The organism is Sorangiineae bacterium MSr11954 (genome assembly GCA_037157815.1).
In the GTDB taxonomy this organism is placed as follows: Bacteria; Myxococcota_A; Polyangia; order Polyangiales; family Polyangiaceae; genus Pendulispora; species Pendulispora albinea.
Map to the genome: position 1 here is coordinate 1,610,931 of CP089984.1, position 11,805 is coordinate 1,622,735.

At 65.7% G+C, this 11,805-nt stretch carries 9 protein-coding genes; 7 read left to right on the forward strand and 2 right to left on the reverse strand.

Annotated elements, in window-relative coordinates; translation table 11 throughout:
• Positions 1-141: 141 nt before the first annotated feature.
• The 4 genes from LZC94_06640 (at position 142) to LZC94_06655 (ending at position 5,296) form a co-directional block, all read left to right on the forward strand.
• Entirely contained in the window at positions 142-1,518 is a 1,377-nt protein-coding gene (locus LZC94_06640; protein ID WXB16945.1) for a glycosyltransferase, read from the forward strand.
• A gap of 27 nt (positions 1,519-1,545) precedes the next feature.
• Positions 1,546-3,153 carry a hypothetical protein gene (locus LZC94_06645; GenBank protein WXB16946.1) on the forward strand — a complete coding sequence of 536 codons (1,608 nt, stop codon included), beginning with the start codon at positions 1,546-1,548 and terminating at the stop codon, positions 3,151-3,153.
• Positions 3,154-3,321: 168 nt separating this feature from the next.
• Positions 3,322-3,858, forward strand: coding sequence for a polysaccharide biosynthesis/export family protein (locus tag LZC94_06650; GenBank protein ID WXB16947.1), 537 nt, complete (start codon positions 3,322-3,324; stop codon positions 3,856-3,858).
• A gap of 127 nt (positions 3,859-3,985) precedes the next feature.
• A complete protein-coding gene (locus LZC94_06655; protein ID WXB16948.1) occupies positions 3,986-5,296 on the forward strand; it encodes a TIGR03013 family PEP-CTERM/XrtA system glycosyltransferase in 1,311 nt (436 codons plus the stop codon).
• 179 nt (positions 5,297-5,475) lie between these two features.
• On the opposite strand, the gene LZC94_06660 is transcribed toward LZC94_06655, so the two are convergent.
• A complete protein-coding gene (locus tag LZC94_06660) occupies positions 5,476-7,896 on the reverse strand; it encodes an RNA-binding transcriptional accessory protein (GenBank protein WXB16949.1) in 2,421 nt (806 codons plus the stop codon).
• A 311-nt stretch (positions 7,897-8,207) separates the two neighbouring features.
• Between LZC94_06660 and LZC94_06665 the strand changes: the two genes are divergently transcribed.
• Positions 8,208-8,804, forward strand: coding sequence for a GNAT family N-acetyltransferase (locus LZC94_06665; GenBank protein ID WXB16950.1), 597 nt, complete (start codon positions 8,208-8,210; stop codon positions 8,802-8,804).
• Here LZC94_06665 and LZC94_06670 read toward each other — a convergent pair.
• Complete coding sequence (locus tag LZC94_06670) at positions 8,801-9,727, reverse strand: PhzF family phenazine biosynthesis protein (protein WXB16951.1); 927 nt, start codon at positions 9,725-9,727, stop codon at positions 8,801-8,803. The two genes, LZC94_06665 and LZC94_06670, sit on opposite strands and share 4 nt — an antisense overlap.
• A 186-nt stretch (positions 9,728-9,913) precedes the next feature.
• Between LZC94_06670 and LZC94_06675 the strand changes: the two genes are divergently transcribed.
• Together LZC94_06675 and LZC94_06680 are read left to right on the forward strand one after the other, a co-directional pair.
• On the forward strand, positions 9,914-10,660 hold the full coding sequence (locus tag LZC94_06675) for an N-acetylmuramoyl-L-alanine amidase (protein ID WXB16952.1): 747 nt from the start codon (positions 9,914-9,916) through the stop codon (positions 10,658-10,660).
• 403 nt (positions 10,661-11,063) lie between these two features.
• On the forward strand, positions 11,064-11,744 hold the full coding sequence (locus tag LZC94_06680) for a hypothetical protein (protein ID WXB16953.1): 681 nt from the start codon (positions 11,064-11,066) through the stop codon (positions 11,742-11,744).
• The last annotated feature ends 61 nt before the right edge of the window (positions 11,745-11,805 follow it).

The following is an 11,805-nucleotide window of genomic DNA, read 5'->3' on the forward strand; positions in this document are numbered from 1 at the left end:
AAGCCGCTAAGACGGGCACGAATGAAACGAGGAGAAGAACGCCAGAGACGGGCCACGCGCGAAGCACGCGACGAAACTGTAGCACGCGTGTTGCGTGCTACGAGCGCGACGTAGGTTGCATCGCATGATAGGAAAATAGCTGTGCCGTTCACCAACGAGCAAACGACCACGAACGTTCCTGCCAACTCGCCGGAGGCGGATCGGGATCGCCTTCGCACATTGCTTGTATCCTACAGCTTTCCGCCGGTGGGAGGTGCCGGCGTGCAGCGGATGCTCAAGCTCGCGAAGTACCTGCCCGAGCACGGCGTTCTGCCCACCGTCTTGACGGTGGCGAACCCCTCGGTGCCGCTCACGGACGAATCGCTCTTGCGCGAGCTTCCACCGGGCATCGACGTGCTGCGCGCGCGCACGTTCGAGCCGGGGTACGCGGTCAAGCGCGCGGCGTGGAGCCGCACGGCGAGCCATCGAAAGAGCCGGCTGGGGGCCATCGCCAAGGAGCTGCTCGTCCCCGATCCGCAGATCCTCTGGCAGCCGGCGGCGCAGGCGGCCATGCTGCGGCAGCTCTATTTTTCGCCCCGCCCGCCCGACGTCGTGCTCATCAGCGGCCCGCCGTTCTCGCAGTTTCTTCTGGCGCCGCTGGCGCGACTCCGCGGCAAGACCGGGGTCGTCCTCGACTACCGCGACGAGTGGAGCACCTACCGCACCACCTACGAAATGATGGGCGGCCGCCTGGCGTCCAAGATCGGCGATCCGCTGGAGTCGGCGCTCCTCCGGGCCGCGCACGTGGTCATCACGGCGACCGAAGAGTTCCGCGACAACCTGCTCGGCCACTTTCGCTTTTTGCAGCCGTCGCGCGTCTACGCCATCCCGAACGGCTACGACGCCGAGGATTTTCCCTCCGAGCTCCCTTCGCCCCCGCGCGATAAGTTCGTCATCGGCTACGCCGGCACCATCTTCAAGCTCACCAGCGTGCGCGGGTTCCTCGGCGCCGTGCGCCTCTTTCACGAGCGCTCGCCGGAGCTGGCGCGCTACCTGAGCGTGCGCTTCATCGGCCGCATCGTGGACACCGAGCTCGATGCCTTCGAGGGAACGGAGGCGCTGGGGGTCGAGCGGGTCGGGTACTTGGAGCACGCCCAGTCGCTCTCGGAGCTCGCGCGCTGCCACCTCGTTTTGTGCACCCTCGACGAGGTACCCGGGGTCGAGCGCATCTACCCCGCGAAGATCTTCGAGCTGATGTACCTGGGCCGCCCTTGCCTCACGCTCTCCCCGCCCGGCGCGCTGACCCGCCTCGTCTCCCGCCATGGCCTGGGCGACGTGCTTCCCCCTCGCGACGAAGCGCGCATCTGCACCTACTTGGAGACGCGCATCCGCGCCTTCCGCGGCGGCAACGGGCACGCGCACACCGACGAAAATGGCGCTCCCTCGTTTGCGCCGCTCGGCATCGAGCGCTACGCCCGGCGCGCGCTCGCGGGCGAGTTCGCCGCCGCCATGCGCGAGGCGGCCAAGCTTGCGGAGTAAAACCGCCTGGGTTACGAGCGACGATCGATGTCGCAGGCAAAATCAGCGGTAGACCACGGCGCGCGGATCCGCCTCGCGGCGCTCGGTGCGCTGTGGGCGCTGTTCGCGGTCACCTTTGCCATCTGCCGCGCGCGAACCGGCGGCACCTTCATCTACCCGCTCGACGACAGCTACATCCACCTGGCGCTGGCCAGGACCATCTCCGAGCACGGGATCTACGGCGTCACCCCGTACGAATTTACGCCGACCTCGTCGTCGATCGTGTGGCCGCTGCTCTTGGTCGGCGCGCGGCTCCTGAGCACGAGCGATCTCGTTCCACTCCTCCTCAATGCCTCCCTGGCGTCGGCGCTGGTGCTCGTTGTGGATCGAACACTGGAGCGCGAGGGATACCGCGGAAAGGGAAGGCTTTTGGGATGCGCCGGCATTCTGTTCGCCATCCCCATCGTGCCGTTGGTGTTCATCGGCATGGAGCACACGCTCCACGTCGTGGCGGTGATCCTTCTCGTGCAAGCTTGCGTTGCCGCGCTCGCCGACGACGGCAACGAAGAGGATGAAACGGACAAAGATGACAAAGGTGACAAAGATAAGGAGGAGCGGTCGCCGAACCGTGCAACTGCTACCCACGTTGCGCGCGTAGCGATCTTCGCATCGCTGGCCATGGGGGCGCGCTACGAGACCCTCTTTGTCGTGGCCCCGCTCGGTGTTCTGGCGCTGGTGCGAGGTCGCCTTGGAGTTGCCATCGCCCTTGGGTTGGGCGCCGCGGTTCCCCTGGTGGGCTATGCCGCGTTCTCGGTGGCGAAGGGAGGCCCCGTCTTTCCGATCTCCGTCCTCCTTAAACGAAACGACATTGGCGTGGCGATGTGGCTTCCGACCTTGGGCCGGCGGCTGATCGAAAATCCGCACCTCCTGGCGCTTCTCACCTTACTTTCGCTCGATTACGTCGAAACGCGCGCGCGCGGAATCGGGCACCGGCGCCGTTCGATGCTTCTCGTGGCGGCCGGCGCCCTCGTGCTTCACACCCTCTTTGCGCAAACGGGGTGGCTCTTTCGCTACGAGGCGTACGTGGTTGCCCTGGCGTTGGTGGCGCTTTCGGGGTCGCTCATCGAACATCGTTCCCGCCCGCTCCGGCTGCTCCTGCCGCTTGCCCTGGCCCTGCTTCCCGTTTTCGTCCGAGGCATGGGCGGGCTGCGTGCGGTGCCCAAGGCCAGCGCCAACATTTATGAGCAACAAGTGCAGATGGCGCGTTTTTTGGCGCAGTATTACCGAGGTGGGCGGGTGGTGGTGCAGGACATTGGCGCCGTGAGCTATTGGGCGGATGTTCGCATCGTGGATCTCATCGGGCTCGGCAGCCTCGATGTGGCGACCTTGCAGTTGAAAGGCGCCCTCGATGGCGCCGCGATCGAGCGCCTTACGCGCGACGCGTCCATCGCCATCGTCGATGAGGGCTACACCCCCCCGCCGCACTGGCGCAAGGTGGGGCTCTGGCGAAACTCGCAAAACACGGTTTGCCGTGACGACGCCGTGTCCCTTTATGTCATCCATGCTGATGAGGAGGCTCGCCTCACCGCCTCGCTGCGTGAATTCTCGCCGCAGCTTCCCGCAGGCATCGAGCAGTCGGGACCGTACACGCGTTGAGCTGAAAGAATTGTCGCGCCCGTGGGCGAAACACGGAAGCGATAGCGGATGTTCGAGCATCGAAGGGGTGGTACAGGTCCGCCCTCCATGCGCCGATCCCCTATGACTTTGCCCTCGTGGCCGCTTGCCGTAGCACTTCTCCTCGGTACCGTCACAGCCGGGGCATTCGTGTCGGCATGCTCCCCATCCCCCACGTACAACTGGCCCGCCGAAAGTGCGCTTGGTTACAAGGTCGGGCCCGGCGACGTGCTCAAAATCAACGTCTGGAAGCACGATGAGCTGAGTCAACAGGTCACCGTGCGACCCGACGGGGCGTTTTCGCTGCCCCTTCTTGGTGACCTCCCGGCGAGCGGTCGCACGGTCACGGAAATCACGAACGACATCCAGTCGAAATTGAAGCAATTTTTTCAAGAGCAACCCCCGGCGAACGTGCAAGTCGCCGAGGTGCACTCGTATCGAATCTATGTCGTGGGCGAAGTTCAACGTGGGGGTGAATTCACCCCAAGTGGCGAGGTCACGGTTTTGCACGGTCTCGCCCTCGCGGGTGGCTTCACCCGCTTCGCCAACCCTGCACGCATCGTCATCGTCCGACGCGATGCGCGTGGAGAGCGACGCATCCCCTTCGATTTCTCCGCCGTCGTCGAGAAGGGGGAGCTTCAGCAGAACCTAGCCCTACAGTCGGGCGACACCGTGATTGTTCCCTAGAAGACAGAACCTCTGGCAATTAGCTGCAAAGGAGTTCGCTGCGCCAGAGCAGCGGATCATCGAAGCGATGGTCGAGCTTTTACGTTCACCAAGGCGTCTCCTTCTCTTCGCGTTCGAAGGAGTTCTCGTGGCGGTCGTCTTGATCGTCGCGGCGTGCGTCCGTCTTGGAATCCACGACGGCCTCACGTATCCCCATATTGCGAAGAAGGCCCTCCTGGTCGGTTTGATCGTCCAGGGAGCTGCCTACTACGCCGGCATGTACGAGCTTCACGGGCTTCAGAGCGCCCGTGCCGTGTTCGGGGGCATGCTCAAGACATTGGCGCTCGCGAGCGTCATCTTGTGGGGGCTCTTCTACGCGGTGCGCCCGCTGGAAATTGGCCGCGGCATCTTTTTGCCGGCCATCGCCTGCATGGCGGTCATCATTCCGAGCTGGCGGCTGCTCTACAACCGCATCTCGTCCAACGCCGGCTTCCTGAGGCGCACCCTCATCCTCGGAAATGGGGACCTGGCACGTGAAATTGCCATGCTCATCCGCGAGGGCCCCGACTTTGGGCTGGAGCTGGTTGGCATGCTTTCGCGCGATCGCGCGTCGTCGCCCGAGCGCGATTCGGGTGTGATCGGCACGTACTCGGAGCTGCGCGAGATCGTGGAGCGGCAAGATATCCGCTTCGTCATCGTGGCCTACCCGGATCGGCGCGGCACCTTGCCCGTCGAGCAGCTGCTCGAGGTGAAGTTCCGCGGGGTGGAGGTCGAAGAGGGGGTCAGCTTCTACGAGCGCATCGCGGGCAAAATCTTCGTGCGCGAGCTCAAACCGAGCCAGCTGATTTTCGCCGAGGGCTTTACCTCCCGGCCCACGACGCGCCGCCTCAAGAGGATTTTCGACGTGATCGTGGCCACCATCGGCATCGTGCTCTCTGCGCCGCTGATGATCCTGACGGCCATTGCCATCAAGCTCGATTCACCGGGTCCAATTCTCTATACGCAAGAGCGCGCGGGGGAATTTGGTCGCCTGTTCACAATTTTGAAATTTCGCTCGATGCGCACCGACGCCGAGAAAAACGGCGCCCAGTTCGCGAAGGAAAACGACGACCGGGTCACCATGGTCGGCCGCTTCATTCGCAAGACGCGCCTCGACGAGCTCCCGCAGCTCTGGAACGTGCTGCGCGGCGACATGAGCATGGTCGGCCCGCGCCCCGAACGCCCGGTGTTTATCGAACAACTCGATCAACAAGTGCCGTTCTTCAAGCAGCGTCTCTATGTCAAACCCGGCGTCACGGGCCACGCTCAAGTGCGCTGCAAATACGGCGCAACGGCCGACGACATGATCGAGAAGCTCCAGTACGACCTTTATTACATCAAGAGCTATTCCTTGCTGTTCGATCTGTCGATCATGCTCGACACGATCAAGGTCGTCCTGCTGCGCATCGGCGCACGTTGATTGGCGTCACTTCGTGACGCCGTTGCGTCTATTTTGGACGCGCGCCGCCGCCTGTCGGGGACGCGCGTCGCCGTGACGGTCGGAGGCGTGCGTCGCCGTGACGGTCGGAGGCGTGCGTCGCCGTGACGGTCGGAGGCGTGCGTCGCCGTGACGGTCGGAGGCGCGTGCGTCGCCGAGACCTATGACTTCTTGAGGAGCTTTTCGAATGGATTGTTCGAGAAGCTCTTCTCCTGCGGACGTTGCCCGCCCGGACCCCGCTGCGGTCCGCGGTTCGCACCCGGCGGCGGTCCACCGCGCCCCTGTTGCGGACGCGGACCCGCGTTGTGCGGTGGGCGATTTCCGCCACCTTTGCCCTGCGCGCCGCCGCCGCCGCCACCACCCGCGTGCGCCCCCTCTTTGCGGGCAGTCAGCGAGATACGCTGGCGGACGAGATCGACCTCCAGAACGCGGACCTTGAGCTTGTCGCCGACTTTGACGACTTCGTTCGGATCTTTGACGAAGCGGTCGGTCAGCTTGGAGACGTGCACCAAACCATCCTGGTGCACCCCGATATCGACGAAGGCCCCGAATGCGGTGACATTGGTGACGACGCCCTCGAGCTCCATGTCGGGGCGGAGATCCTCCATGGTGCGCACGTCGTCGCGGAATTTGGGCGGCTCGAAGGTGGCGCGCGGATCGCGGCCCGGTTTTTTGAGCTCGCTCAGGATGTCTTGGAGCGTAAAGCTGCCGACGTCGCCCTCTTGGTAGCGTTTGGGGTTGATCTTATCGACCAGCTCCGCGCGCCCCACCAGTGAGCCGACCGGCACCCCGATGTCCGCGGCCATGCGCTCCACCAGCGCGTAGCGTTCGGGGTGCACCGCGCTGGCGTCGAGCGGATTTTCACCGCCGTGGATGCGCAAGAACCCCGCCGCTTGTTCGAAGGTGCGCGGGCCCACCCCCGGCACGTCCAGCAGCGCGCGCCGGTGCTTGAACGCGCCGCGTGTATGGCGATAGTCGACGATCTTCTTCGCCAGCGAGCCCCCGATGCCGGCCACCCGCGCCAACAGCGGCGCGCTGGCGGTGTTCAGCTCCACCCCCACCCGGTTCACGCAGCTCTCCACCACGTCGTCGAGCTTTCGCGCCAGCAAGGTTTGCTGCACGTCGTGCTGGTACTGCCCCACGCCGATGCTCTTGGGGTCGATCTTGACCAGCTCCGCCAGCGGATCTTGCAGCCGCCGCGCGATGCTGATGGCGCCGCGGATCGTCAAGTCCAGATCGGGGAACTCTTCGCGCGCGATATCGCTTGCAGAATACACGCTTGCGCCGGCCTCGCTCACCGAGACGCACGGCACCTCCTGGAGGCCCTCGGCCACCAAGAGCTCGCGCGCGAACAACTCGGTCTCGCGACCGTGGGTGCCGTTTCCGACCGCGACCGCGCTGGGCTGGTGCTTTCGGACCAGCTCGCGCAGCACCTTCTTGGCCCGCTCGGTCGCCTCGGCGCCCTGCACCAAGTAGATGGTCTCGTGCGCGAGCAGCTTCCCGGTCGTGTCGACCACGGCGCATTTGCAGCCGGTGCGCTGCCCCGGATCGATGGCCAGCACCGTGCGCGGGCCGAAGGGCGCGGCCAACAAGAGCTCCCGGAGGTTCTGCGCGAACACGTCCACGGCCGCCCGATCGGAGCGGAGCTTCAGCTCGACCCGCACGTCCACCTGGGTGCTCGGCACGATCAGCCGCTTGTAGGCATCCTGCGCGGCTTGGGTCAGCTCGCCGGCGAAGGGCGAGGCGGGGACGATGCCCGCGGCGCGCTCGATCTTGGGCAGCACCGCCTCGGGCGCGAGGTCGATCGAGGCGCGCAGCACACCCTCGTTCTCGCCGCGGCGAATGGCCAAAAAGCGATGCGATGGGATGCTCGACACCGGCTCTTCGAAGCTTGCATACGCATCGAATTTGGTGGTCTTGTCGGCGAACTCCTTCGTCTTTCCCACCACCATGGCCGCGTGCTGGGTGAAGGCTTCACGCACCAGCTTGCGCACCTCTGCGTGCTCCGCGATGCGCTCCGCGCAGATGTCGCGCGCACCGGCCAAAGCGGCGGCCACGTCGGGCACCTCTTTCTTCGCGTCCACGAAGGACAGGGCGCTGGTCTTGGGATCGCCCTGTTTCGGCTGCGACCAGATGGTGTTGGCCAGAGGCTCGAGCCCGCGCTCCTTGGCGATGGTGGCGCGGGTGCGGCGCTTTGGCTTGTAGGGAAGGTAGAGATCCTCGAGCTCCGCTTTGGTCTTCGCGGCCTCGATCTTGGCTTTGAGCTCCGGCGTCAATTTCCCTTGCGACGCGATCTCTCCCAAAATGGCCGTCCGCCGCTCGTGCAGCTCGAGGAGGTACGTTCGCCGCTCCTCGATGGTGCGGATCTGCACTTCGTCCAGCCCGCCCGTGGCTTCTTTTCGGTAGCGCGCGATGAACGGAACGGTTGCCCCTTCGGCGAGCAACTTGACCACCGCCCGCACGGCGGCCGGCGCCAGCGCGAGCTCTTCGGCAATGGCCGGAACGGGATCGAAAGCACCCTCGACGGTGCCTTCGGCCAGCGTGTGGTCCGTGGATTGAACGGTTGCTTCGGGGGTGCTCATGGGTCGGCTCTTAGTACTCAAAGCGTACGTTCGGCGTCCACTGGTTCGAGGGCATGGAGCGGGGCGGTGGCGGCTCGGGCAGGCGCCGTCCGCTTGGGGCTCGCGGCGCCCGCCAACGTCTTCGACGCGGAGCATGCGCCGATTGTTTCATGTTGATGCATGGCGTCTTTCGTCTTGGGACCTGCGACGATTGACTTGGAATCTCTGGGAAGACGAGCGACGCTTGGATCGCACGCAGCATCGATCTTCGCTGGAGCTTTTGCGAGGTCCGCGGGGCAACATGGCGGTTTGCAGCGCGGAGGAGGGTTCGAATGACACGATGGGAGCTCGGTCCGGTTCCTCCGGTTTCGACGGGCGCGGCGAGGGCGTGGAGCCTTGCCCGCGCGGAGTCACACGATCGCGGCGCGCTGATCACATTGCTCGGCGCGCAATTCTTGGAGCATGACATCCGGCTCACGCCGGAGCAGCTCGCCGTCTCGGTGGACGGCGTGCTCTCCGATCCGACGCGCGGTCTGTTCATCGTGGCGCGGGTAGGAGGAAACACGGAGCCGCCGTCGGAGCGCCCGCCGGCGCCGTATCCTGGCGCACCCGTTCCGCCGGCGCCCAGCTCGCCTTCGAGCACCATCGTGGTCGGGATCGCCTTTCTCTCCTTTATGTGGACCCTCGAGCACGGGGGCGTCTCCGCTTGGCTCGACGTTCTCTATGTCGTGCCGGCCCACCGCAGCCAGGGCATCGGGCGCGCGCTCCTTACGTCGGCACTGGAAGCCTCGCAGCAGCGGGGGTGCGTCGCCGTCGACTTGGAGATCGAGGCATCGCACGCGCGGGCCGCGAACCTGTATTTGCGTTTGGGGTTTCGCCCGCACGCGCGCACCCGATGGGTCAAGCCGCTCAAGGGCAACATGTTCTAACCGCGCACGGCGTGCGGCTGCGGCTCGAGGTCGGCGACCAGGCCGGTGAGCCAACACTGCGTCGGGCCGTCCCTTCCGATTTCGAACGAGACGACGAGCTCCGAGGGCTGCCCCATGGCCCGGCCCTGAATGACGCGGATGGGACGCTCGTCCGCGGCGACGACGCCGCCTTCGAGGAGCGCAAACGCCAGCGCGGTAACGGCGACGCCCGTGGCCGCGTCCTCCGGGTAGCCGACCTCTTTTGGAAATTGGCGCGCCTCGACGATGCGCGCTTCGCGATCCACGATGGCATACGGGTAAAGGCCGGTGGAGCCGATGTCCTCGCAGAGCGCCTCCATGCGCGTGAAATCGGGCCTCAGCGCGTTGACGGCGGCGGCCGACGTCAAGGGAACGAGCGTCTTGATCCGGCTCGTCGACGCATTGACGATGGGCTCCGCCGCGCGCTCCGCGTCCGTCACCCCGAGGACCTCGGCGATGCGTGCCGCGTGCGCGATCGGATCCGGCAGCGCCCAAATGCGCCCCTTGGGCTGCGAGACGGCGACGCGCTCGGCTGGGGTACCGGCATGGAGGAGGCGGCCGTGAACGGGGCCGCTCTTGGTCCAAACGGTGACATCGGTTTTGCCTTTGGGCCACCGGCCGAGCCGGCGCAAAACCCAAAGCGTGCCGACGGTGGCATGACCGCACATCTCCATTTCGAAGTTCGGCGCGAAAAATCGAAATGCGAAATCGAACGTTCCATCGGGGGGCGCGAGGACGAAGGCGCTCTCGTGGCCCAAGCGCTCCGCCACCGCTTGCAGCTCCGCGTCCGATAATCCGTCCGCGTCGAGGGTCACCGTGGCTGGATTCCCACCGGTGCCGGCATCGAGCGCGGGATCGGAGGGCGTGAACACGCGGACGGTTCGAGAGAGCTCGGGGTGGTTCATGTTGGTCGATTGGATACTCGCATGAATCGACCACCGTCGTCTGGATTGGCGACAGGACACCGTCCGGTCCCGTGGCCACGATCATTTGTCGAAGCCATGTCCGGATTGATTCTCGATGGCTCGGCGGAGCCCGTACCAGGTCTTACGTGCACATCCTGGTACGACGATCGTGCACTGCGTCTCCGAATGGGTGAAGACGGTGCGCGCCGGCCGCCTGGGACCTGGATTCGGGCGCTCGTCCTCCACACCACGCGCGGCATCCCCGGGGGACGCGATCTCCGTCCGCAAAAGATCCTCCCCGGGCTGGGGCCCGCGCGACGAACCGCGCGCGCGACCAACCAATGGTGGTCCTCGAACGGAACGTGCGCAGGCGCGCATCTGCTCGTCGACTTCGACGGTACGGTGGCCTGCTTCGCCGATCTGGTGACCGAGATGACCTACCACGCCACCAGCGTGAACGCGCACACCATCGGCATCGAGATCGCGCAGGGGCCGAACGCGGAGCTCTGGGAAGGCCAGCTCGATGCGGTGGTGCACCTGGTCGACTGGCTCACCGCGCGCTTCGATATCCAACGTCAGATCCCCGATCTGTACCGCGGTTCGCTGGCTCGTTTGCGCGAGGGCGGCCGCGATGTGGTGGGGGTCTACGGGCACCGCGATCAGAGCGCGATGCGCGGCGAGGGCGATCCGGGCAACGAAGTCTTTCGCCGTTTGGGCGACGTGGGCTACGAGCCGTTCGATTTCGGCAGCGGCGCCGATCGCATGGCATGGCGCCCCCGTCAACGGCTCCTGGGGGTGGCCGACGATGGCGTCGCGGGGCCCATGACGTGCAACGCCATCCGCGCGTTCCAACGAAACCACGAGCTCCCCGAGACGGGCCTCGCCGACGCGGCAACGCGCGCCATTCTCGAGCGGGTCGACGAGCCGGTGTAGCGAAGTCGATCGTGTCGGCTGCGCGATTCGAGCACCGACCGCGGACGAACGCCGCCATGGGCGCCGGCGATTCGTAGCGCCGGTTCCGTAGCTCCACGCAGCGGTTCCATCGCCCGCGGCGCGACGGGCGAATGCGCTGTCGCCAATCGACCACGGTGCGGGGCCGGAACATGTCGTTCTCGGCGCACGCGTGTGAATGGTGGACTTCACCCGTGCGCGATGCATCGCGAAATCGCATCGGGCGCAGATGCGATCGCGCACGACGCGCCTGGCGCGCTACTTGCGAAGCTTCATGAAAGGGGGCGGATAGAAGCGGCTTGGTTTGTCTTGGAGATTGTCGACCTAAATGAATACCCGTTCGCGTGCACGTCGTTTCCTTGCTCTTTCGATTTTGCCTGGCTCGTTGATTCTTACGTCCTCCTCGTTCGCGTCGGCCGAAGACTACGGCGGCAGCAGCTGGCGGCGTTCGCCGTCCGTGAGCATCGCGCTCGAACGGGTGGGCGGCGGCAGCTACTCGAAGCTGGCCTCGAGCGACCATGATGATCAGTCGGCGTCGCTGAGCGCTTTTGGAATTGGCAGCGTCAATGTCAATCCTTATACGGCGCCGCGCTTGGGCGTCGACTACATCACGCCCGTGGGGGTGACGGTCGGCGGCGGGCTCGGATTTGGCCGCTTTGCGCTCTCGTCCAAATCGGGTAACCGCTCCACCGACGATGGCTCGCTCTTCATCTATACGTTGACCCCGCGGGTGGGCTACCGCATTCCCCTCGGCCCCCGCTTCGATCTCACGCCGCGCGCCGGGGTCACCTTGGCGGGTGGCTCGGCCGACGCGGGCGATCATAGCAACGAGAGCCTCGGCGTCTTTGCCGTGGCGCTCTCGGGCGAGGTGGCGGGCGCCATCCGTTTGACCCCCTCGTTCAATTTGCTGGTGGGCGCCGGGTTCGATCACACCGTGCACGCCAACAGCTCGCGCGAGTGGAAGACGACGTCCTCGGGCGGATCGACCACCACGAAGCGGTCGGAGGATATCAAAGGTTCTTTGTGGACCGCCCAAGGCTGGATTGGAATCGGAGGTTATCTCTAGCCGCGCCCGCCGCGCTCCGGCGCATCGCGCCCCCGGCGCACCCTGCTCCGGCGCGCCGCGT

Excerpts from the sequence above, each read along its gene's own strand:
- LZC94_06660 (WXB16949.1), bottom strand. The coding sequence starts at position 7,896 with ATGAGCACCCCCGAAGCAACCGTTCAATCCACGGACCACACGCTGGCC.
- LZC94_06645 (WXB16946.1), top strand. The coding sequence starts at position 1,546 with ATGTCGCAGGCAAAATCAGCGGTAGACCACGGCGCGCGGATCCGCCTC.
- LZC94_06675 (WXB16952.1), top strand. The coding sequence starts at position 9,914 with ATGGGTGAAGACGGTGCGCGCCGGCCGCCTGGGACCTGGATTCGGGCG.
- LZC94_06670 (WXB16951.1), bottom strand. The coding sequence starts at position 9,727 with ATGAACCACCCCGAGCTCTCTCGAACCGTCCGCGTGTTCACGCCCTCC.
- LZC94_06665 (WXB16950.1), top strand. The coding sequence starts at position 8,208 with ATGACACGATGGGAGCTCGGTCCGGTTCCTCCGGTTTCGACGGGCGCG.